Genomic DNA, 21816 nt, shown 5'->3' with positions numbered 1-21816 from the left:
AACCAGTTTTGATATAATGACGCTTTGATTAACAGCGACCCTAGCGGTCGCTGTTTTGTTTGTTGTGGATGTCGAAATCATGAATCAAGAAATTACTTCTCCTAAAGGGCAACTTTTGCTCAGAACCCTAGCAATGCCAGCAGATACTAACGCTAATGGCGATATTTTCGGTGGCTGGATCATGTCTCAGCTCGATTTGGCTGGTGGGATATTAGCGAAGGAGATTTCAAGCGGCAGGATCGTCACAGTATCAGTGTCTAGCATCGCCTTTAAAAAGCCTGTAAAAGTAGGCGACGTCGTATGTTGCTATGGTGAATGTACCAAAATAGGTCGCACCTCCATGTCCATTAACCTTGAAGTATGGGTAAAACCTGTAAAAGAAGATGGCGTAGGTGAACGATTCCAAGTCTGTGAAGCGACCTTCCACTATGTCGCAGTGGATAGTGATGGTAAGCCACGTCCAATCAAAAATTGACATTAAGTTCTAACATCAGTCCGTACAAATCTGTTACTTTAATTGCTTAACGTGACTCAATAATAAGGACATACACATATGTGGTACGTAATCTTCTCTCAAGACGTAGAAAACTCGTTAGAAAAGCGCTTGAGTGTAAGACCCCAGCACTTAGCTCGTTTACAAGAACTTCAAGATGAAGGTCGCCTTCTAACCGCTGGGCCTATGCCAGCGATTGATTCTGACAATCCAGGCGAAGCTGGTTTCACTGGCTCAACGGTTATCGCAGAATTCAACTCTCTAGAAGATGCACAAGCGTGGGCCGATGCGGATCCATACATCGAAGCCGGCGTTTACCAAAACGTTACTGTTAAGCCATTTAAGAAAGTATTCTGATATGAAAAAGGTTTTCTCTTCACTACTTTTTATCGCCCTACTTGCAGGTTGTTCTTCCAATGCCGAGCAGAAACGCCAGCTCGAATTGATTGCCAATAATCGTGCAAACTTGCTCAATTCAGAACTTCCGCTGGAACATGGGCCACTGTCCATCATGCGTGCCAACTCGAAAGGCACTACCATTGAAATTATGATGGTATATAACGATGATGCTAAAGGGGCGAAACCAGTACAAGAAGTCATGAAAATGAGCGTCAATAGTTACTGCAATAATCCTGATGTGAAAGATAACCTTGACGTCGGCGTCAGCTACCGGATAAAGATGCGAAATAGTCGTGGTCAATTGATGATCGACGAATTCATCGACCAGAAAACTTGTAGCCAATAAAAAATGCCCCACTAGGGGCATTTTTTATTGAGTTTACACAACTCAGACAGTGAACCTATTGCATATTGCTGCCTAGCTACATATATTTAGCGTCTTGATGCTGAAGAACTTTTTATATATTTGTACATATGGAATTGTTCGTCCTTTTCAGCATATTACTTTAAGATGGAGTTATTATGAAAAAAGTTCTTACTACGCTAGCAGTCGCGGCTGCTATGTCTTCTTCAGTTGCTTTCGCTTCAACGCCTGTAATGTTCTCTTCAATCGACAACTTTAATGCACCAGACGAAAACGCCGTAGGCGGTGTTCGTGTTGCAGCACTCTACGGTAAAGTAGATGAGCTAAAAGGTGTCGACCTAGCAGTTATCGGTCTTTCAGAAACAAACAACACAACAGGTGTTAACTTCGGTATCTTTGGTGCGTCAAAAGTAAACAACAGCATGACAGGTGCTTCTTTCGGTTTCTTCAACTGGAACACAGGCCTAACAACAGGTGCTAACTTCGGTGCAGTAAACGTAACAAACGACGTTAAAGGCGCAAACTTCAGTTTTGTAAACTACTCAGAAGGTAACACTCTATTCGATCTAGGTGCGGCTAACCTTTCTGAAACATCTACAGTTCAAGTTGGTGTATTCAACAAAACAGCGAAAATCGAAGGCGTGCAAATCGGTCTGATTAACTGTGCAGACAACGGCTTCTTCAAGTGTTTCCCAATCGTAAACTTTGCTAAGTAATTCGATTCGAAATATAAAAAATGCCGCGTATAAACGCGGCATTTTTGTTACGCCTTTTCGGCCCACTCCTTACGAATACTCTTCGCGGCCGATACTAAATTAGTGAGCGCCGCTTCTGTTTCTTCCCAGCTTCTGGTTTTCAGGCTACAATCTGGGTTCGCCCATAACCTTTCCGTTGGTACTCTTTCTGCCGCTTTCCTCAATAAGCCTTGAATCCACTCCTCAGTTGGAATGTTCGGTGAATGGATGTCATAGACGCCGGGCCCTATTTCATTAGGGTAATTGAACTCTTCAAACGTAAGCTGGCGGTAAACCCCATCTAATAATCCCACTCCAAATTCGATATGGTCATGGCTTCCAATATCTTAAAAGGGATCAGCAATGCCAAGACCTATCCGTACCAGAACTGATGAAGAGTGGGCGACGATGATTCGAACTCAGCGTGAAAGCGGCTTGTCCGTCGCTAAGTTTTGTCATCAGAACAACATTAACCAACAAGCATTCTATCGCCATCGTAATCGCATTGAACTAAAAATCTTACAAGAAGGTGTCGAAGAATTTGTTAAGGTCAATGCAAGTCATGAAGCTTCACATGATGTCCCATCCCCCCTTATCGATTGCACGTCATCCATTTCTTTGACGATTGGCCACATCAGCATCAGTCTTTGTGATCGAACTTCACCTCTGTGGGTTGCACAGCTTATTCGTGAGGTGAATGCGTGAAGACATTCTCTGAATTTGACCAACTTTACCTCTACCCAGTACCTGTCGATTTTCGTAAATCCATCGACGGCTTAGCTTACCTAGTCGAGCAAACCATGATGCTTGACCCATTCCAGTCTGCGCTTTTCGTCTTCTGCAATAAGTCGAAGGATAAAGTGAAAGCGCTGTACTGGGATAGAACTGGCTTCGCATTGTGGTACAAACGGTTAGATCGCGACCGATTCCGTTGGTCGACAAAGGGCACGAAAACACTAACGTTAGCGCCTCATGAGCTGAACGCATTACTCGCTGGTTTTTCTTTATCTGGTCACCGTGCTGTACTCGTTGAAAGCCTTATGGAATAAGGCTCAAACTTCAACAGAACCAACCAGTTAACAGTTGATTTCATGGTATAATTCATACCATGAAAACGACGAATGATTCTCTTACTAATCACTTAAAATCTCAGCATACTCTTCACGAGCTTGAGATGACGATTGCCACGCTTGTCTCAGAGCGAGATGAAGTGGCTGCTGAGCGAGATGAATTTAAACATCGTTACTACCAAGTGCTTGAAGAGCTGCGTTTAGCTCGACATCATCGTTTTGGCGCAAGCTCTGAGGTCGATACTGGTCAAGGTGAACTTTTTGATATTGAAGACGAGCCTGTTGAAGCTGAGTCAACCACTGAACCTTCATTAGAAACAGGTAAAACTCGTCGCAACCCCAAACGCCAACCCTTATCGAAAGACTTACCCAGAGTTGTAATTCGCCATGAGCCAGAGGAAACATGTTGTCCGGATTGTGGTGATGAGCTCCATACCATTGGGGAAGACATTTCTGAGAAGTTGGTCTTTATCCCAGCTAAAGTTGAAGTTGAGCAACATATTCGACCTAAGTGTGTCTGCCGTCATTGCGAGCAACAAGGTGAATCAACCGTCATCTATCAAGCCTCTATACCTGCAACAGTATTCCCTAAAAGCTTTGCAACACCAAGTCTCGTTGCTCAGGTCATCGCCATGAAATTCCAATATGGCTTGCCGTTAACTCGCATTGCGTCGCTATTTGGTGATTGGGGTATTGATATCAGTCGTCGAACACTGGCTGACTGGGGTATTCAAGGAGCGGAGATTTTAGAGAGTGTTTGGACACACCTTCGAAGCCACCTGCTTAAAGAAAGTGCTCTTAATGCAGACGAAACGCCTGTCAAAGTAGTGGATAGTGACAAGAGCAAAACCTATATGTGGGTGTATTGCTCAGGTACCGATGGCCCAGAGCCTCCAACCTATAACGAAAACGCCCACAATATTGTCTTGTATGACCATCAAATGGGCCGTTCAGGTCAGTATGCTTCTCTGTTTCTTGATGGATATCAGGGTTATCTGCATGTTGATGGTTACAAAGGTTATCATGATACGGAGGCTACTCTCGTGGGTTGCTGGGCTCACGCACGCCGTAAATTTATCGATGCCCAGAAAGTGCAAGGTAATGACTAAGGTGGTGTTCGTGTTGCGTTAACTCACATCAAAAAGCTCTATCGCACAGAAGCATTGCTCAAAGAGCGTAATAGCTCAGCGACAGAGCGATACAATGAACGTCAAACTAGCTCAAAAGCGGAACTGAAGAAGTTTAAAAAGTGGTTGGATAAGACGGTACTTCGTATTTCCAAACAAAGTGCTTTAGGAAAGGCGGTTCATTACACATTGGGTCAGTGGGATAAACTGATGCGCTATATTGACGATGGCCGACTTAGCATCGATAACAACAGAGGCAAGCGAGCCATTCGTCCGTTTGTGGTTGGACGGAAGGCGTGGTTATTTACTAAAAGTGAGCGTGGTGCCCGTAGCAATTGCATCTTGTATAGCTTAGTTGAGACCGCTAAGGCGAATGGCTTGCACCGGCAGAGTATCTGACCTATTGTTTTGAGCGACTGGCAGTCGAACCCGATAATTTAGAAGCGCTGATGCCATGGAACATCAAAGACTTACAATCCGCTGAGTAGGAAAGAAACGGAAGGCTAATCACCTTCCGTTTTTTATTGCAATAGGGTGTTTACCGCCAGCTTACATTATATTACCTGCCTACCAAAATATAATCCTTGCATTTATTAATCCTTACCCAGCTAACACCATCCGGCAACCTGTGGGTAAAAAAAAGAAACAACATATCATCAGATAAACAAAAACATAAAAAAACAAATTAATAAAAAAGCATATTTTTTCCAACAAAAATGCAGCATATGGCGCATTTCTTTGGCCAAGCCATGAGTAATATTGTCTCGTTCAATGGACTTGATAATGAAAAGATGGATTTTATAGTCTCTAATAATGAGGATTACACTATGAAAAAATCAGTTGCCCTAGGACTTTTACTTCCTTGTATAGCTACCGGCGCCCTAGCAAAAACCGTCATACATATGGAAAATGCTAGTAGCACTCCTATAATTCCTGCATTCCAATCCCAAATTATGGTCGACCTTGGGGTCGATAGCATTGGAGGATGGATCAAGGAGAATCGCTCACATTCCTACGATACTGACAATGAATTTTTCAACTCTACTTCTGTTGGCATTAGGGAAGGACAAACCATTACCAAAATTGCGTTTCTAGTTGGAGAAGAGTTTGTTGAATGCGGAACAGATGTTGTATTTACGGGAGAAAAGCGCTTTGTTTATGACGAAGGTTCGTGTAAAGAAGTTCCAGTAGAGTCTGTTATTGTCATAAAAAATACCAGTACTACACCTATCTATGGTGCTTTCCAATCACAAATCATGCAGGATTATGCAGCTGATAGCCAAGGAGGCTGGATTTCAGAGGATCGATCACATAGCTACAATACTGATAATGAATTTTTTAACGACCCTACCATAAATATTAAAGATGGAGATACTATCCCTAAAGTAGGAGTTTATGTACAAGGTGATGACTTCGTTGATTGTGCAGAAGATGTTGTATTTGAAGGGTTACAAATATTTGCATATGACGGTGAAACCTGCGTGCAAGAATAATAACCTAAGAAATAGTTTTTACTGATTAACCTCCCCCTTTCTTAATCCTGATTAAGGAGGGGGAGGTTATTAGCATTTAAATAGCGAATTTCAATAACAAACTAACCGATGTTTCCGTATATGTCGGGAGCTCAAGTAAATAAATATGTAGCTTACTCAGTATTAATTAAACGTGGTGAGGACTTAAATTGATGATCAACGGAAGCACGCATGAATTTTTCTACAAACTCCTTTAAACTTTCGTATGAATACACTGCGACCACTAAATCTTCATCCAAAACACAATCCATCCAGTTAGCTGTAGCTGAACTATCAGGGTCTGTTGGGTCATAGCCAACACCCACAAGACCTATCATTAAATTTGGCATGTTTTCACGCAACTTATCACAAAAACCTTTAGAGATTAGCTCATTTAAAACTGATCCCCTAGTTTCATCGCCATCACTGATTATCAACATAGCAGGAAATCGGTTAGTACGTCCCTGGCTAGTAATATCGAAATCATTCAACTCACCATTTTCATCAAAAAAGATATCAAAATTAGGAACTAGTTCGCTCTCATATCTCTCAATGTCTACGAATTGTCCCATATACAAAGCCTGTGCTCCTTTAATCAACCCATTATAGGAATACGTTCCGTTAGTAGGTGAGTACTGGTCAAGTCGTTCCTTTAGATACTCTTGCTGATCACCCTCACTTAAATATATGTTAGTGTATTCGCCATACCCTTGATATTGTACCTTTGTTCTTTCTAGGCTTGGTCCCCCTAGCCGATTTCGACATGTCATACCAAAAAAAGGACGGAATGGCTCATACTCCGGCTCCATCATCTCAGACTGACCAACCTCTGCATAAAACTTTTCCAAAAATCCATGTGTTAACGTATTAAAATCTGTAGTGGAGGTAAGTTGAGGGCTAGATATAATTTTTCCTGCAACTCGATTTAAATTGTTCCATTCATTTAGAGTTTCATCGACGTCGATCGCGGGTATATAGTCTATAAAATTACTAGAGCCACTGTTTTGTTTCAAGTGTTCGTAGATAAACGGATAATCTTTTCTGTGGTAATAGTCTTCATCTCGTTTTCTTAATTGAGATGTATAATATCGAAAGTCAACATCATCACCGTCTACCCCAGTTTCTAAATCATTAAAATAAACATTAACAGAGCACACAGTACCTTGTTCTCCTTCTCTACCCAACTTCGAGGTTGTAGGATATTTATCAATAGTCGATTTACCAAAAGGTATAAAAGAAAGCCTGTTTAATTGTGCTGGGTCATAAGCATCCTCATCAAAGAAGTCAATTAACGTTTCACTGACCGTCCGTTTTAAAGCCTCGAGTCTAGACATTGGCTCGCCTTCTGGTAAATCGTTATTCTTCATTGACATAGTTAAATCCATAACGAAAACTAAGTCCGTTCCTGCCAGGTGTGACTCCTGAGAAGATATAGCTTCTCTTGCATTTGAACTATCATGAAAGTCATTGTCAAAATATGAATACAGTGAATTGTTGACCTCAATTTTTGTAAGAGGAGCATATACATTATTTTCAGAGTGATATAGCTTATTATTTATCACATATGACAAAGCACCTTTTTCTTCATAAGGTGTATAAAAGGTTATATAGTGATTAGCTAACTCTTTTGCCTCTTGTGAGTTTCCGTCGCTGAATAACTCCCATTCGTCACTCTCATATCCTCCACCAATTGGTGGAGCAGTAATCCTTTCATTTTCAGCTAAAACCGCAGCCTCGACACCATTATTTTGCCTGCTCTGTTGCATTGTCATGTGAAATATTGAAGAGGCAAATAAAAAAGTTAAAAGAAACCCAAATATAAACACAAAAAAAACGATAACGATACCGCCCCGTTGTGACTTTACCATAATATTACGCCTCTTCTATTTAATGACAAATCATCAGAAATAGAATACTTTTCTCCAGCAGTATAAACTTCAATCTTATCTCTAGTTATTCCAATAGATACTAAGTATTCTCTAATGCTTTCAGCTCTTTTCATTCCTAGTGAATCGTTATAGTTACTAGACCCGATGTAATCGGTAAAACCAATAACAATTATTTTAGAACTAACGTCTTGGATCTTCGCTACTAATCTATTCTTTGATTGCTCGCTTAATAGATAAGAATCAAAACTGAACAATATAGAGGCAGATCTATGTTTAGCCATCATTTCAGTGAACTTGCTGTAATTCATTGTGCTTGACTGATTTTCCTCATCATCGGCAAAACAGTTTGAATTATCCTCCGTTATAGTTTCGCTAACATTAGACAGGTTTCCTTGATAGTAAGTATTGGATGTGACAAACCTAGTTTCACAGGATGCTGAATAAACAACATTAGAAAAAGAAATAAATATCGAGATAAAAGCCAATCTATAGTACATTTCTTTACCTCCTAGGTAATATTGAAAATGAAAACACATTTGGAGACACATCGAAAAAAAGCACACTCGACAAATCGATGCATACGCCAACTAAGTAAGGTTTAGTAATATCAGAATTAATATTTATTACTTCAAAATCACTCATATCTACACTCGATAGATCAAGTTCGCAATTCCCTTTAGTTACGGTTGAATACCCGCCTGAACTGGGATACTTTACGGCTAACGTAATATCTTCTTGATCTAATGAACTATTATTTTCGGTTAACACATCTAAAGTAATCCTGTGTAGTTCATCAAGTTCATCATTAGGAGAAAAATCTTCATCGAAATAATCCCGCTCTCTTTCTTTTACAATACTAACTAATGAGTACGACAATTTATCGACTTGAGACTGAGAATCAAATAATCTTGCGACATCCAAGACTGCCATGAGCACAAGCGACATAAAAAGCAAAAATATTGTTGTTTCAATGACAATACTTCCTTTATTTTCCGTGATCATTGACCTATTCATAGCGCCATCCTTCATGTTCTTGATTTACAATCACACTTCTCGATAGTTCGCTCTTTATGGTATTAGGTAAAAAAACTGACTCATATTGATAACTAATTGTATAATAAGCATATTTACACCGGTCGCACTCAGAAGTCATATTATCAGGGAAATCTGATAAATTATTAAAAGAAAGATAAGATAAATCTATATTTTCACCGTTTATAGCTAGATTCCAAGGAGCTATGTCGTTATCCAGTATTTCTTTTATCACCTGATCATAATCATCATCATAGTAAACTGCTGGATATTCTTTAACATATCTGCTTGTCTCAGATACTGCGTGCTCAACAAATCCAAGGGTATATATATATCGATTAACTTCCAGATAAAACATGAACAGAATCAAAATAAAGAATATAGAGATAGAAAACTCAACAGTCACTACACCAATTTGTTTTCTTTTCATAAACTTTCCTTGATTAGAACCATGTCTTCAGAATAATATTCAGCTGCATGTTTTTCTGCTAAAAAATAAGATGAAAAATTAGTCACAACCAATCTAAACCAATATTCATTACCAATTAAAACAGGTTTTATAATAATGTTATGCCCTTTCGATTTACTGTTTAAAGATTTCAATAATTTACTATAGGCATCTGAAAATTTCTGATGTGATGATAATTGAATATAGAATTTTCCCACACTATCTGCTTTATGATAGTTCTCGACAATGAAGCTATAAGTTTTGCTAAACTTATTAACATCTGGATAGTCCGATGACAGACTCTCATATTGAATTAAAGACTCATTGATAGAACCTGTTAAATACAGCATCCAAGCTAAGTTATTTCTAGCAATCATTCTTTTTTCTTTCTTAATATCATCAAACAAGATGTATTTTTTTAAATAAATCTTAGCGTTATAATAATCGTTGTTCTTAATATAAGCTTCGCTCAAAAAGAAATAGTCATCGCGGTTAGATTCATGTTCAGGCGTAGATTCAATCACTTGAGATAAAGTAGAGATTGATCTGTCATACTCTCCTGCATAATACAAACTCCTTCCTACCATGGAAGAAACAACATTATTAAATTCATATTGATAATAAACATTATCGTAGATACTTATTACTTTATTATATTTTGACAATTGATAATAAGCATGGATGAACGTGATATAATTTTCTTTTTTCCAATCAATATCCTCCCTCTGTAACGAACTTTCATATAGCTCTACTAAACCAACATAATCCTGTTTTTCATTCTTCATATCAAACAATAAATTCTGAGCTTCACTGATTGAGTTCTTTTCAATATTTCCTGCACATGAAGTTAGTAGTAGCATGAGTGACATAATAAAAACATATTTAATTATCATTACTATATACCTAACAAAGGACTTGAAAAAATCCGAATAAAACCAGGAGCGACGATAAGTATAACCAAAGGCATTAGAATAAAAATAATTAAAGGGATTGACATTTTAGCCGCTAATTTTCCTATGCTTTCTTCTACTTTTAATAGATTTCTTTCTTTTATATCGCTAGCCAAGTCGTCCAATATAAGACTTACTGAAGCGCCTGAACTATAACTTTGAATTATAAACATGCAAAAATTGCTAATAATAGGATCGCGATATTTATTTTCAAATTCGCTCAATCCAATATCAATACCCTTTGTGTAAATTAGTAGATTCATATCGTTACACAACTTATATAATTTGGGGTCAAAGTAAGCGACTGATTCAGTGGTATAATTCAGAGAACGTTCAAATGTCATACCGTTTTTCATACCAATAGAAATCATTTCTAAAATATAATGGAAATTTTTCACACTATACTTTATGAACCTAGAGCTTAAATAATTGAGAATTACATCAGGGATAAAAACACAAAATGGCAATACGACCAAAACGGCAGTGAATCCAGCGTATAAATAGATAAGCGATGAAATAACCATAATGATAGTGTATTTAATTGCTAATATATTTGATAAAACATAATGGTTATTAACCCCCATAATTTTTAAAATTTCATAGCTACCCAAATCATTTTTTTGTTCGGTCACTTTATTTTTAAATTCTTTAGGATTGAGCATCAATCCGTTTTTTATGTATTTAATTAGATAAAATGCAACAAAAAAAAGAACAATAAATAATAGAAAGATAGAATCGGCAATAGATAAAAACATCATTCACTTCCTTTCAACAAGAAATAATTCACAAGCAAACCTATAGAAATACTAGATAGCACGTAAATCAAGACCCACTCACCATTAGAATCATTAAGAATGAAGTTATAATCGTCTTCCCTAAAAAATCTCATAAATAAGAAAAATAATATTGGAATAGAAGCTACTATTTTTGAAGATATTCTTGCTTCAGATGTCAATGCCAGCTTTCTCTTTTCCATTGTCATATTTTTGCTTACGGTTTTTGATATACTGTTAATTACAGGCTTTATCTCACCACCATATAAAACATTAGCTCTAATATTAACTAAGAAAAAGACATACTCTTTGTACATGTATCTATTAATAGCACGACTAATTGCATAGTTAATATCATTACCAGAATCTACATCATTAAACAGTATAAACAGTTCTTTGCTTATCGATTTATTTTTAGACAGCTCTGAAGATATTAGTATTGAAGCAATTAGAGACTTACCTGAAATAACTGATTGAGATATTATTAACAATGAATTTTCCAACCCTTCTAAAAAGAAGGTTCGTCCTTTAGAAACAATAAAATTGCAAAACCAAATAAACGAAATAGTAAAGATAATAATAAACCAGAAGATATCAAAACTTGAGAACCAGATTGCTTTAATAGATAAAGAAACAATAACTGGTAAAACAATGATGAGACCCAGTCCAATATGAGTGGACAAACCAAAGCTATGTATACCGTCAAATAAAGATAGCTTTAATCTGTTATACCTTCCCACCTTAGGTAAAAATAAACTATTTGAATCTATAACATTTAAGGACTTATCATTTTCTTTATCTATCTTTGTTAATAAACGATGTGTCCTTTTATATTCATACAACTCATAAAATACCCAAATCAAAACCATGAATGTTATTATAAAATTAAGTTCCATAGTTACTCAACTCTTTTTCTAATGAATATTTTCTTGATTTATGGTATAAAGCAGAATGATTTGAAATCTTATTATTTTTTTCGTCTCCGTTATTATAGTCATATAGGTCATCAAAGATTATTACATTACCTTCTATCCCTTTGACTTCTGACACTCCAATTACTCTCCTTTTCCCATTGGGAAACCGCTCTATTTGAATAACCAGATCTATTGCCGACACTATATTTTTCCTAATAACTTCTATTGGAAAGTTTAAATTAGACATCATCACCATGGACTCAAGACGAGCCAATGCGTCATAAACGGAGTTAGCATGAATAGTCGACATACTCCCAGAATGGCCTGTATTCATAGCCTGTAGCATTTCAAATGCTTCAGCTCCCCGACATTCACCAATCAGTATTCTGTCCGGCCGCATTCTCAAAGAGTTAATTAGTAACTCCTTAATTCCATAAGAAAAATTACTTTCTGCGGTTTTTATTTTTGTTTCCATTCTTACAACATGCTTCTGTTGTAAGCTTAATTCTGCAGCATCCTCTATGGTTATGATTCTCTCTTTTTCACCTATATAACCAGATAAAGCATTTAAAAGTGTTGTTTTACCGCTACCAGTACCTCCAGAAATAATAATATTTAATTTAGATCTTGTAGCAACAGCTAAAACTCTAGCTAGTTTCTCGTTAAGCATACCTGAGAAAACAAGTGACTTTAAATCAACTTTATCTTTATGAAATTTTCTAATTGACAATTGGGTCCCATCAATACTAATAGGAGCAACAACAATATTGATTCGACTACCATCTTCTAACCGAGCATCTACCATGGGATGTGATTCATCTATGGTTCTATTCACCTTACCAGCAATTCGTTTTGCAACTTCTAGCAATTGCTGTGAGCTCATAAACTGAGATTCTGTTAGGTATATTTCTCCCGCTCTCTCCACATATATTTGTTTATAGCCATTAACCATAATGTCAGACACAGTAGGATCTGTTATGTATTCTTCAAGTGGGCCTAAGCCCACTATTTCACTAACAAATATCTCACTTAGCGTATCTCTTACGCTAGAAGTCGTTTGTGTACCTGTTTTATTTGACAGAACTCTTATAGCCTTACCAATTTCCTGTTTTAATTCGTCAGGAGTAAACCTACTAACTTCTTCAGTATTCAAGCCATCATAAATATTATTTCTAAATTTATTATATAACAACCTTATATAATCTTGCATATCAATTCCTTATATTAACAAATGAAGAAACTATTTTACTAACTTCATAATCTCTATAATTTATAATATAATTCAGATAGGGGTAATTATTAACAGTTAGTATTTCATCACAAATAGAAGAGCTCTTAGATTGTTGTAAATTTATAGAGCGTTTTGATGTCGAACAATCAAAAATCAATCTAGTATTCAAGCATTTTTTGCTTAAATCATCATATAGAGTATTTGAAGAGTTAACACCGGTTATAGTAGGTTCAGTAATGATTAAGACTTCATCATATTCATTTAATTCAATATGATGATAACTCATATTTATCGACAGTGGATAATCATTAATTATGACATCAAACTTCACATTGATTAGATCTACTATTTTTTTGATATTGTTATAAATAACATTGAAATTATTAGTATAATTTTTAAGATTAATAGAAAGAAAGCTAATTCCTTTGTGGTTTATAATCAGGTCTAAAGCACTATCGACATCCAGTAAGTCCACTTCAATAGCGTCAAAATCAATTGACTTTGATTTTAGATTGTTACTACCAGTAACTTCTACGTAGTTATCAAAGTCACACTGATAGTCAATAATCAAAACACTCAAATTGGATTTAACTAGATTTTTCGCCATATCGTAAGCCAAGAACGACGTTTCAGAAGATCCGGTTGAACCGACAATATTGATTTGTTTTGACTTTCTTTTTTTATACTTGTCTTCCAGTTTCCCACTAATAAAAAACTCAACTTCTGAAGTTAACTTATCTTTTTCTAGCAAGGAATATATATAATGAACACCAAGCAATTCTAGGTGTTTCATCAGCACAATATCATTATCATCACCCATAACTAGTAAAGACGAACCCACGTTCAATGAATCAATGATCATTTCAAGTTCAAAAGAATTTTTTTCATGAGAAAAATATATTCTCTTCCCAGGAGAATTAAGAAAATCATTAATTTTTTCTACTACTTTAACCTTGATTGACTTATTTATTGACTCCAATATGAAAATTATCTTTGGTAGATAATTTTCATCAAATCCATGAAGATAAACATCATTCACATCACTATTCTGATTTGATTCTTTTTTAAATGAGCTAAAGTCAATCATAATTTCTGTTTTCACTCATATTTTTAGGGTAAGAGACTTGTTTCATTAAATTAGAGTTTAATGAGCACCCAAAAGCATAGTTTCTTTGATGAAATTTAAAGTTAGGACACTTAGGTGTATCTATATTGTATTGCACTATATAGAGCTCTTTTCCATTTATGAACTTTATATCTGAACCTCTAACATAAACACTTTCTAGTAGTGCCTCTTTTATCATCTCTTTTTCATTCAATTCGTTGCCGATGTAAAACTTTAGGTCATATTCTTTGTAATCAATGTCCTTTGACATATCTAAATATAAATCAACTTCCTTTGAAGAGAATTTATATGTTTGTTCTTTGACTCTATAGGTCATATGTTGATTGTCTGAATATGAGTTGCTCTCACACCCCATCAACATAAAAGCAAACATAATCAAATACAGTACTTTCATATTAGTAGAACCCTCTATCTGTAGATAATTCAGCATTCTTATATTTGGTTTCAAATAGCCTTTCAATATTCTGCGTTTTTTCGAACTCTGGTACTTGCAATTCTTTAGGTTCTACTGGGTTTACAATATTTACAGTAGCCACAATAACAACCTCGGTATTAGCTGATCTAGTTGATGCCCCACTAAATAGCCCACCTAGAAACGGTATATCACCTAATATCGGGATCTTACTTTTTTGTTCATTACTTTCATCGGTCAATAGCCCACCAATCATAAAGCTATCACCATCTTTTATTTCTATGGTTGTTTTAACTTTTCTTGCACTTAATTGAGGAACGCTTAGATCTCGATTTTCAATGAACTGGTCAATTTTGGTTACTGTTGGTTGCAGAACTAACCTTATATTTTGGTCACTTTTCACTTTAGCTGACATCGCCAAACCAATACCAAAGTTTTTAAATGAGATGTCTGTTCCATCTGACGAAGACGAAATTAAAGGTGTTTCTCCGCCCACAAGAAAAGAAGCTTCTTCACCTGACGCTACAGTAAGGTTTGGCTCCGCTAACACGGATCCCATACTTTCATCAGACATTGCATAAACTAATGCCGATAGTTCACTAGCATCAATTGTGTTAAATTCGAATTGACCAGCTGCATTACCAGATGTCGACCAATCAATACCTAAAGTATCCGTTAATTCTCTATTTACTTCTGCAATAACAACTTTTACATTAACTTGCGTTAGTGTTTTAACTTCCAAGTCTTCAATTAGATTTTCGTAGGTATAGTTCTTCGAAAACGTTATTTCATTGTCAGATACTTCGATCGCATCTTCTATTACGCTTTCTCCGAACGAGTCGTCACTTTCCCCATATTTATCAACCAGCCTAAGGTTGTTATATTTGGCAACTAGTTCATAAACACTGTCTCTTTGAGCTATATCATCAACTATTCCCCTAACGGCAATTGACTCCCCATATTGCTCAATAGAGACGTTAGAAGATGGGTACAGTTTCTTTATCTTATTCTCTAGATCATCGGTATCTATATAAACTTTAAAATATTGGCTATAGACCACACCATTATTCCCATATACCATAACCTTAGATTTTCCAGGCTTTTTTGAGTAAATTATTATATTATTCTCATCAATAACTTTATAATCTAAAATATCGCTATCAGTAACAAAAACAGTATCTATTGCATTGTTTATTCGCAATGGAAATGCATCATTAACTTCTAGCTCTTTCGCGAATAATAAGTTAGAGCAGATCATGGTCACTAACAAAATAAACAGCTTCATTAGCCTCTAAACTCCTTTATATTTTTGGACTTTTTCATGATATCCTTAGCATCAAGATACATACCATCATAAGTTTTATCATTGGGTATAACATGAACGTCCATAAATTTATTCGCCAATATAAGCTTGTTATATTGTTTTGAGGTCAAGTATAAGTCATATGTTATTTTATTTTCATTCACTTTAGAATTATCCAGTAATACATCTTTAGCTATCAGTTCAATCTTTATATCATCAAAATCTTTTTTTAAAGGCTTATTTCCTGATAAATCTGAAGAATTCGTTGCTATCCCTATCAAATCAACTCTAGTGAATGCTTTATAGTCTTGGCCAATATAACTAATATCTCCATCCCTACTTAACTCTAACCTATAGAGCTTTAATTTTTTTTGATTGCCAAATACTTTTGAAATAGCTTCTTCTTTGCTCAGCGTCTCAGTATTTTCAGATGTGATAATATCGCCGTTAGTCAGGTCTTTTCTGGATATAAATACATAACCCTCCTTCACCATTAAGGTTTTTTTAACTTCTGACTTTTCAATATCAAGCTCTTGATAATGTTCACTATCAATTATTTGTCCTTTAGACACATCCTTTTTTAGCGATAATACTCGAACAATCTCTTCTTTAGTTTTTATTTTTTTTGTTGCTATATTCTTGTCATCATTATTTTGTTCAAAGAACATCTTGTATGAGATAAAAATCAATACTAATAGCGTAAAAAAATATACACGCTTTTTCATGTAGCCTCAACCAAACTATGTTGTACTAATACATATGCTAATGAAATTGCGACCCCGTAAGGGACGCCTCTGCCAACATTAGACATTAATTTATTTTTAATAAGATATAGTAGAGAAAGTATCCCGCCAATTAAAAACATATCGATTATAAAACCTGGGACACTTTCAATAGGGATATTTAAAGATAACACTGATATAAGCTTAAAGTCTCCTCCCGCAAAGAAACCTAACACATAAAGAAAAAAAGCAAACGAAATCAACATTCCGCTTCCTGTCAAATAAACATCGCCAACTAACAAAGTATTAATAATTATTGCTACACAAGCGATGTTTAGTATTTTCCTATGTCTAATATCATATAAGCAGATAAATATTAGAATAGCGTAAATATCTACACCTCTTTTCTTTTTATGAGAGTATCAATCGCGCTTAGTTATGATGGCACACTATTTGCCACCACCTGCTCCGATTCCTGCCGAAAAGTCATTCAGCATATCTGCTATCGCCTGAAAAGCATCTTCTAATGCAGTAACGAAACCGCCATCAGAAGCCATGACAACACTTAATAGCGCTGCCATGGCGATAGCTATTAATCCATACTCAATAGCGGTTACCCCTTCTTCATCAGCTACTATATTTTTGGTCATTTTTTTAAAAGCCATTGCATTGAACATAATTACTCCTAGTGTTTTCCGGCCAATAAAATGTTAAGTACATGTGTAATACCCACAATCATCATCAAATTGATATTTCCACTTAACTCGTCACATAGCACCTTGCTCTGAGGTACGTAACTTAATGTACTTACCGCGATTAAAATTTACTTAAAAATAAAATTAATAAATCAAAAATAACAATACAAGAACATTATTAGTTTATCGCGAATCACACTTGAGCAGGTAAATATACCATTAATTGAGCTATTGAAAGTCTTTAATTTTGATTATTTGACCGATAGCAAGATTAAAAACCACCCTAACTAATACCTTTCATTTTGGTCCTACCAGAAAATGAACCTGATATATATGCAGACACAAATAGTCACAAATCACTTAAGCTATTGATTTAAAAAAGAATTATTAAAAAATGGACTTAAAACATCAAAAAAGCCAATTAGCTATCATTTCTCTTACTTTTGCGTATTGATTGCTTTACACAATGGAAATCTAGAGATAACCACTAGAAGTTGCATATGTCTGCAAATTATGAAAAAGGGTTAAGATGTATGGTATTCCATTATCTTGTTTTCAGTTTCATTTCTCATTTCTGTCACATGCAAAAAGCGAGATTTAGCCGAGCATCCGGGATGCTCTAATTTCAATAATAAGGCTTTAAGTTATCTAGTTAGAAGAAAGAAACATTTAGCAACTCTCGTTTTCTGTTCGATTACGAATCTAGTCCCACGCGTTGATTCCATGCCGCAACTTCATAGAACATTCTTGAACACAAGCTGATGGATCACTGCTAAGTGGCAACTACTAATGAGTACTACTAGATAGCTATCGCCACATTTTTGGTAAATTAGCTCCATTCAATGAAGAACTATCATTACCGCTCTTTGAACCAGCACTATGACATACCGAAGATTACTAATGCTCTTAGCAATGAACCTCGGCTTCAAAGTAAATACGATATACGTACAAGTCATCACCTCACGGAGAAAAGCAAGGTTAATCATAAACATTACGCAATTGGGAAGAAGTAGAGTTCGATGAAGCTAAGAATGAGAAAGTTTGATGAAAGCTCTAGCTATGAAGAGTGTCATCTAGAAAGTAAGAAGTGGACCCCAATGGTTGGACACATAAGCTAATTTCTTAAGTGGTTGATCTAGCTTATGCAGCGTATCTTTGCCTGCCGAAGTAGGCTTCATCAGGAGTGAGGTCATTGAGTCCTTGATGGTTACGCTCTTCATTATAAAACACCATGTAGTTACCGATTTCAAGCTCGGCTTCACGCGTTGTCGTGTAAGCTTTTAAGTAAACCTCCTCATATTTCAGGCTACGCCATAATCGTTCGATAAAAACGTTGTCGACCCAGCGACCTTTTCCATCCATGCTAATCCGTACACCATGATCAGCTAATTTCTGTGTGAACTCAGAGCTAGTAAACTGACTGCCTTGATCTGAGTTGAAGATATCTAGCGGTCCATAATGCTTAAGCGCTTCCTCAAGAGCTTCGATACAAAAGCTCGTATCCATAGTGTTAGATAGCCGCCAGGACAATACTTTACGGCTATACCAGTCAATAATGGCAACTAAGTACAGGAACCCTTTAGCCATTGGGATGTAGGTGATATCAATCGCCCACGCTTGGTTCGGGTAAGTGACTTCAACATTACGCAACAGATAGGGGTAAACCTTGTGTGCTTTGTTTGCCAGTGTCGTTTTTGGTTTGGGGTAAATCGCTCCAATGCCCATATCGCGCATGAGCCGAATGACGCGTTTACGATTAACGTTATGCCCCTTTTTTGCCAACTCAGTTCGAACGCGTCTACTCCCCATGAAGGGATACTGAAGGTGAATTTCGTCGATGATACGGCGTAATTCAATTTCCTCAACGGAGAGTCCGATAGGCTGATAGTAAGCCGTTGAACGAGCAATATTGAGCAGTTCACATTGGCGTTTAATTGGCAATGGTGTGGATTTAACCAGCGAAAGTTTTCGCTGGGCTCGGTCTAACGACCGAGCACTCTAGCCAAAAAATCATTTTCCATGGTCAACTGACCGATCTTGGCATGAAGCTTGTCCACTTCTTCGGTGTTATCTCTGCTCAACTGACTTTCAGAAGCAAAAATCATAGCTGCATTTTCTAGCAGCTCCTTTTTCCATGTAGAGATTTGGTTCGCGTGAAGGTTGTATTTTTGAGCCAACTCAGCGACCGTTTTGTCACCTTTAGCAGCCGCTAATGCCACCTTAGCTTTAAATTCAGGAGAGTGGTTTCTACGTTTTCTAGTCATAATCTGTTCCAATGTTTCTGGGTACTATCACAACAGATCAATCACTTAAAGTCATGTCCGAAAATTGGGGGCCACTTCTGTCGGTGTCGGTGTCGGTGTCGGTGTCGGTGTCGGTGTCGGTAATATATTAAATAATTAAAACTAAACTAGCAAAACATAAAGATATTAAAAATATTATTAACATTGAACTCACCTCACATTGAAGATAGCTTAATATAATTGAGTTTGAATATTTTAATCTAACTCTACCATCAGTCAAACTTTTATACTTCTTTTATTTATCAGTCACGGTGTTCTACTTTGGTATTTTAATTTTAACTACTTTTATTTTGCTAGATAGTTATATATTACCAAGTAAATAAATCAGTTTAATATAAAAATATTTTACATTTCACAAAAATAACCATGTTAGATTGAATAATGACTACGAAAATTAGAAAAAGCAGGAATTGAAAATGAAACTAACAAAAAAAAGGCTTGCATTTGAAATAGGCTTACTTTCAGCTGCAATATTTAGCGGAGCTTACATATCTCCCGCATCTGCACATGGATATATGGAATATCCGCAAGACTATGCAAACAGTTGCTTTAAAGGTAGTACAACTGATCCAAATCTATGTAATAGCACAGTATCAAATCAAAAAAACGAAATAAACAACACTCCAGGTGGCGATCATAAAGCGGTCATTGCTGATGGCCAGTTGTGCTCTGCATCAAAAGGAGGCGACTATTCAGTATTAGATGTACCCAGTGAAAAGCGATACACCACTGAGCTAGAAATCAATGAACACGGTGAATTTGAGATTATCTATAATCATACTGCGCCACATCGTACTTGGTACTGGGATATATTTGTAACGCGTGATGGCTTTGATCCTGATACACAAATATTAACCTGGGACGATCTTGAACGCTTAACTGTGATTGATGGATATGGAGAAGAACCTCAAGCAACTGAAACTTTTCGAGTACGATGGCCTGAAGGTAAAACCGGAAAACATATCATCTATCAGGTATGGCAACGTCCGGATGTAAATCACACTCACCATGAAGTATTAGGTGCACCTCCATCGGATATTTGGGATAGTCCAGAAGCTTTTTATAGCTGTGCCAATGTCGTTGTTGGTGAACATAACCCAACACCTGGGCCAGACGATTCCCCATGGGTAAAAAGCGAAGCCTTTGCAACAGAAGATTTCGATGTTGTAGCTGGTGATCAAGTTAAAGCTCGGCTAATGCACAGCAATTTAGAAGAGTTTGAAGTACTTCAGGATATCAATTCTTACAACGAAAATGATGATCTTTGGAAACTAGATTTGGCACGCGCTATCAATGAAAGCCCTGTGATTTCAAAGTTTGTTCAGGTAGGTGTGCTTAATGATAATGGAGACGTTGAATTAAACGAGGATCCAGCTAAAAACTATATACACTATGTGAGCGATAAATGGTCACATTTAGTAGAAAAGCTAGAACAAGATGGTAACGATACCTCAGTTATTTGGATCAACAGCGAATCTCAGTATGAGCTATCCGAAGGAGAAACCTTATCAATTCCAGTTCAAGTCAAAGTTGAAAATGGTCAACAAGATATTTACGACTTTACTGTCATTATGAAAGCCGTTGGCGCCTCTCATCCTCACCAAGTGGTTTCAGGAACAACTGACGCACCCGTTTCTTTACAAGTAACAGAACTAGGTGAATATACCGTTCGTTTGACTAGCCGAGTAGATGGTGCCTTAGAGCAAACAAACTATGAGTTTTCTGTAGTTTCCGACCAAAATGAAGAGTTTGATTATGTATATCCAGATGGTTTTGGAAACTATGTAGACGGCGATATTGTAAAGTTCAACGACCAAGGCATCTACCAATGCTACGGCCCGTGGGCAGCCCATTGTAATGATGAGGCTTACTTACCTGGGGTTGCCATTGACCCAAACTGGATCGATCAACAATGGCGAAAAGTTGATTAATTGATATTAGCTGCCTGTTTTCAGGCAGCTTTTTTTAACCTCTTCTCCTGAGCTGACACCATGACCTCGATGATATTTCCAATCCACTAGAAACAAAGGAGAGCTCAAGATGGAGAAACAGACACAAAGAAAAAATCATCAAAGCGCAAAATCAGCATAAAATTGGTGTGGAAGTCTATGCTACTGGTAAGTAATACACTGATGCCAAATCAATGAAGCCAATCGCCTTCCAAAGCTACAGCACAGCTACAGCTACAGCTACAGCTACAAAATTAATGCAATCAAAAAGCGGCTAGAAGTAGAAGCTACAAAACAATTGGTTCAAAAAAGTGGTGACAAACGACTAAACGGCATTTATGTAGCAACGAACGACTCAAATCTTAAACCTG

The 21816-nt window shown here is 36.6% G+C and carries 23 protein-coding genes and 2 pseudogenes; 9 read left to right on the top strand and 16 right to left on the bottom strand.

The annotated features are described in order from the left end of the window. Window positions 1-79 precede the first annotated feature (79 nt). The 4 genes from yciA to ACXABW_RS05845 all read left to right on the top strand — a co-directional run bounded on the left by yciA (window position 80) and on the right by ACXABW_RS05845 (window position 1972). A complete protein-coding gene (yciA, locus tag ACXABW_RS05860) occupies window positions 80-475 on the top strand; it encodes an acyl-CoA thioester hydrolase YciA (protein WP_252030421.1) in 396 nt (131 codons plus the stop codon). Between the two features lie 78 nt (window positions 476-553). Further along, the gene (locus tag ACXABW_RS05855) at window positions 554-850 is read left to right on the top strand and encodes a YciI family protein (protein WP_457524493.1); all 297 of its coding nucleotides are present in this window, start codon (window positions 554-556) and stop codon (window positions 848-850) included. Between the two features lies 1 nt (window position 851). Beyond that, window positions 852-1238, top strand: a complete 387-nt coding sequence (locus tag ACXABW_RS05850; RefSeq protein ID WP_457524491.1) for a GspS/AspS pilotin family protein — start codon at window positions 852-854, stop codon at window positions 1236-1238. A gap of 176 nt (window positions 1239-1414) precedes the next feature. After that, window positions 1415-1972, top strand: a complete 558-nt coding sequence (locus ACXABW_RS05845) for a VC2662 family protein (RefSeq protein ID WP_252030418.1) — start codon at window positions 1415-1417, stop codon at window positions 1970-1972. 47 nt (window positions 1973-2019) lie between these two features. On the opposite strand, the pseudogene ACXABW_RS05840 reads toward ACXABW_RS05845, so the two are convergent. Next, window positions 2020-2268, bottom strand: a pseudogene (locus ACXABW_RS05840) (5-methyltetrahydropteroyltriglutamate--homocysteine S-methyltransferase); the annotation flags it as partial. A gap of 85 nt (window positions 2269-2353) precedes the next feature. On the opposite strand from ACXABW_RS05840, the gene tnpA reads away from it, so the two are divergent. The 4 genes and pseudogenes from tnpA (at window position 2354) to ACXABW_RS05820 (ending at window position 5680) form a co-directional block, all read left to right on the top strand. After that, a complete protein-coding gene (gene tnpA / locus ACXABW_RS05835) occupies window positions 2354-2695 on the top strand; it encodes an IS66 family insertion sequence element accessory protein TnpA (protein ID WP_457524461.1) in 342 nt (113 codons plus the stop codon). Continuing rightward, window positions 2692-3039, top strand: a complete 348-nt coding sequence (tnpB, locus tag ACXABW_RS05830; protein WP_457524489.1) for an IS66 family insertion sequence element accessory protein TnpB — start codon at window positions 2692-2694, stop codon at window positions 3037-3039. The genes tnpA and tnpB overlap by 4 nt, the downstream gene beginning before the upstream one ends. A gap of 125 nt (window positions 3040-3164) precedes the next feature. After that, window positions 3165-4675, top strand: a pseudogene (gene tnpC / locus ACXABW_RS05825) (IS66 family transposase). Between the two features lie 339 nt (window positions 4676-5014). Further along, complete coding sequence (locus tag ACXABW_RS05820) at window positions 5015-5680, top strand: hypothetical protein (protein ID WP_457524487.1); 666 nt, start codon at window positions 5015-5017, stop codon at window positions 5678-5680. 152 nt (window positions 5681-5832) lie between these two features. On the opposite strand, the gene ACXABW_RS05815 is transcribed toward ACXABW_RS05820, so the two are convergent. The 15 genes from ACXABW_RS05815 to ACXABW_RS05745 form a co-directional block, all read right to left on the bottom strand. Continuing rightward, entirely contained in the window at window positions 5833-7566 is a 1734-nt protein-coding gene (locus tag ACXABW_RS05815; protein ID WP_457524485.1) for a hypothetical protein, read from the bottom strand. Further along, a complete protein-coding gene (locus ACXABW_RS05810; RefSeq protein WP_457524484.1) occupies window positions 7560-8084 on the bottom strand; it encodes an OmpA family protein in 525 nt (174 codons plus the stop codon). The genes ACXABW_RS05815 and ACXABW_RS05810 overlap by 7 nt, the downstream gene beginning before the upstream one ends. A gap of 4 nt (window positions 8085-8088) precedes the next feature. Then, window positions 8089-8601, bottom strand: a complete 513-nt coding sequence (gene tadF, locus ACXABW_RS05805; RefSeq protein WP_457524483.1) for a tight adherence pilus pseudopilin TadF — start codon at window positions 8599-8601, stop codon at window positions 8089-8091. Then, window positions 8594-9049: a TadE/TadG family type IV pilus assembly protein gene (locus tag ACXABW_RS05800; protein WP_457524482.1), complete on the bottom strand. Its 456-nt coding sequence runs from the start codon at window positions 9047-9049 to the stop codon at window positions 8594-8596. Before ACXABW_RS05800 ends, tadF begins: the two co-directional genes overlap by 8 nt. Next, window positions 9046-9960 (bottom strand): tetratricopeptide repeat protein, encoded by a 915-nt coding sequence (locus ACXABW_RS05795; RefSeq protein WP_457524481.1) that lies wholly within the window; start codon window positions 9958-9960, stop codon window positions 9046-9048. Before ACXABW_RS05795 ends, ACXABW_RS05800 begins: the two co-directional genes overlap by 4 nt. 2 nt (window positions 9961-9962) lie before the next feature. After that, complete coding sequence (locus ACXABW_RS05790) at window positions 9963-10775, bottom strand: type II secretion system F family protein (RefSeq protein WP_457524480.1); 813 nt, start codon at window positions 10773-10775, stop codon at window positions 9963-9965. After that, window positions 10772-11686, bottom strand: coding sequence for a type II secretion system F family protein (locus ACXABW_RS05785; RefSeq protein WP_457524478.1), 915 nt, complete (start codon window positions 11684-11686; stop codon window positions 10772-10774). Before ACXABW_RS05785 ends, ACXABW_RS05790 begins: the two co-directional genes overlap by 4 nt. Further along, complete coding sequence (locus ACXABW_RS05780; protein ID WP_457524476.1) at window positions 11676-12914, bottom strand: CpaF family protein; 1239 nt, start codon at window positions 12912-12914, stop codon at window positions 11676-11678. Before ACXABW_RS05780 ends, ACXABW_RS05785 begins: the two co-directional genes overlap by 11 nt. A gap of 1 nt (window position 12915) precedes the next feature. Next, entirely contained in the window at window positions 12916-14037 is a 1122-nt protein-coding gene (locus ACXABW_RS05775; protein WP_457524475.1) for a hypothetical protein, read from the bottom strand. Continuing rightward, window positions 14015-14455, bottom strand: coding sequence for a hypothetical protein (locus tag ACXABW_RS05770; RefSeq protein ID WP_457524474.1), 441 nt, complete (start codon window positions 14453-14455; stop codon window positions 14015-14017). Before ACXABW_RS05770 ends, ACXABW_RS05775 begins: the two co-directional genes overlap by 23 nt. 1 nt (window position 14456) lies before the next feature. Then, window positions 14457-15758: a type II and III secretion system protein family protein gene (locus tag ACXABW_RS05765; protein ID WP_457524473.1), complete on the bottom strand. Its 1302-nt coding sequence runs from the start codon at window positions 15756-15758 to the stop codon at window positions 14457-14459. Beyond that, the gene (locus ACXABW_RS05760) at window positions 15758-16501 is read right to left on the bottom strand and encodes a hypothetical protein (RefSeq protein ID WP_457524472.1); all 744 of its coding nucleotides are present in this window, start codon (window positions 16499-16501) and stop codon (window positions 15758-15760) included. Before ACXABW_RS05760 ends, ACXABW_RS05765 begins: the two co-directional genes overlap by 1 nt. After that, complete coding sequence (locus ACXABW_RS05755) at window positions 16498-16830, bottom strand: hypothetical protein (protein WP_457524957.1); 333 nt, start codon at window positions 16828-16830, stop codon at window positions 16498-16500. The genes ACXABW_RS05760 and ACXABW_RS05755 overlap by 4 nt, the downstream gene beginning before the upstream one ends. 117 nt (window positions 16831-16947) lie before the next feature. Beyond that, window positions 16948-17175, bottom strand: a complete 228-nt coding sequence (locus tag ACXABW_RS05750; RefSeq protein ID WP_457524470.1) for a Flp family type IVb pilin — start codon at window positions 17173-17175, stop codon at window positions 16948-16950. 1158 nt (window positions 17176-18333) lie between these two features. Beyond that, window positions 18334-19457 (bottom strand): IS3 family transposase gene (locus ACXABW_RS05745; RefSeq protein ID WP_457524468.1). Its coding sequence is split into 2 segments (ribosomal slippage): window positions 18334-19193 and window positions 19193-19457, totalling 1125 coding nucleotides; the frame shifts between segments, so codons are not numbered across the junction. A 455-nt stretch (window positions 19458-19912) separates the two neighbouring features. Here ACXABW_RS05745 and ACXABW_RS05740 point away from each other — a divergent pair. Continuing rightward, window positions 19913-21427, top strand: a complete 1515-nt coding sequence (locus tag ACXABW_RS05740; protein ID WP_457524466.1) for a lytic polysaccharide monooxygenase — start codon at window positions 19913-19915, stop codon at window positions 21425-21427. Window positions 21428-21816 lie beyond the last annotated feature (389 nt).

This window comes from Vibrio paucivorans (assembly GCF_054053395.1).
This window is presented reverse-complemented; position numbering and strand designations above follow the sequence as displayed.

Excerpts from the sequence above, each read along its gene's own strand:
- tadF (WP_457524483.1), bottom strand. The coding sequence starts at position 8,601 with ATGAATAGGTCAATGATCACGGAAAATAAAGGAAGTATTGTCATTGAA.
- ACXABW_RS05795 (WP_457524481.1), bottom strand. The coding sequence starts at position 9,960 with ATGATAATTAAATATGTTTTTATTATGTCACTCATGCTACTACTAACT.
- ACXABW_RS05855 (WP_457524493.1), top strand. The coding sequence starts at position 554 with ATGTGGTACGTAATCTTCTCTCAAGACGTAGAAAACTCGTTAGAAAAG.
- ACXABW_RS05740 (WP_457524466.1), top strand. The coding sequence starts at position 19,913 with ATGAAACTAACAAAAAAAAGGCTTGCATTTGAAATAGGCTTACTTTCA.
- ACXABW_RS05765 (WP_457524473.1), bottom strand. The coding sequence starts at position 15,758 with ATGAAGCTGTTTATTTTGTTAGTGACCATGATCTGCTCTAACTTATTA.
- ACXABW_RS05850 (WP_457524491.1), top strand. The coding sequence starts at position 852 with ATGAAAAAGGTTTTCTCTTCACTACTTTTTATCGCCCTACTTGCAGGT.
- ACXABW_RS05810 (WP_457524484.1), bottom strand. The coding sequence starts at position 8,084 with ATGTACTATAGATTGGCTTTTATCTCGATATTTATTTCTTTTTCTAAT.
- ACXABW_RS05785 (WP_457524478.1), bottom strand. The coding sequence starts at position 11,686 with ATGGAACTTAATTTTATAATAACATTCATGGTTTTGATTTGGGTATTT.
- tnpA (WP_457524461.1), top strand. The coding sequence starts at position 2,354 with ATGCCAAGACCTATCCGTACCAGAACTGATGAAGAGTGGGCGACGATG.
- ACXABW_RS05800 (WP_457524482.1), bottom strand. The coding sequence starts at position 9,049 with ATGAAAAGAAAACAAATTGGTGTAGTGACTGTTGAGTTTTCTATCTCT.
- ACXABW_RS05845 (WP_252030418.1), top strand. The coding sequence starts at position 1,415 with ATGAAAAAAGTTCTTACTACGCTAGCAGTCGCGGCTGCTATGTCTTCT.
- yciA (WP_252030421.1), top strand. The coding sequence starts at position 80 with ATGAATCAAGAAATTACTTCTCCTAAAGGGCAACTTTTGCTCAGAACC.
- ACXABW_RS05820 (WP_457524487.1), top strand. The coding sequence starts at position 5,015 with ATGAAAAAATCAGTTGCCCTAGGACTTTTACTTCCTTGTATAGCTACC.
- ACXABW_RS05760 (WP_457524472.1), bottom strand. The coding sequence starts at position 16,501 with ATGAAAAAGCGTGTATATTTTTTTACGCTATTAGTATTGATTTTTATC.
- ACXABW_RS05770 (WP_457524474.1), bottom strand. The coding sequence starts at position 14,455 with ATGAAAGTACTGTATTTGATTATGTTTGCTTTTATGTTGATGGGGTGT.
- ACXABW_RS05790 (WP_457524480.1), bottom strand. The coding sequence starts at position 10,775 with ATGATGTTTTTATCTATTGCCGATTCTATCTTTCTATTATTTATTGTT.
- ACXABW_RS05750 (WP_457524470.1), bottom strand. The coding sequence starts at position 17,175 with ATGTTCAATGCAATGGCTTTTAAAAAAATGACCAAAAATATAGTAGCT.
- ACXABW_RS05815 (WP_457524485.1), bottom strand. The coding sequence starts at position 7,566 with ATGGTAAAGTCACAACGGGGCGGTATCGTTATCGTTTTTTTTGTGTTT.
- ACXABW_RS05780 (WP_457524476.1), bottom strand. The coding sequence starts at position 12,914 with ATGCAAGATTATATAAGGTTGTTATATAATAAATTTAGAAATAATATT.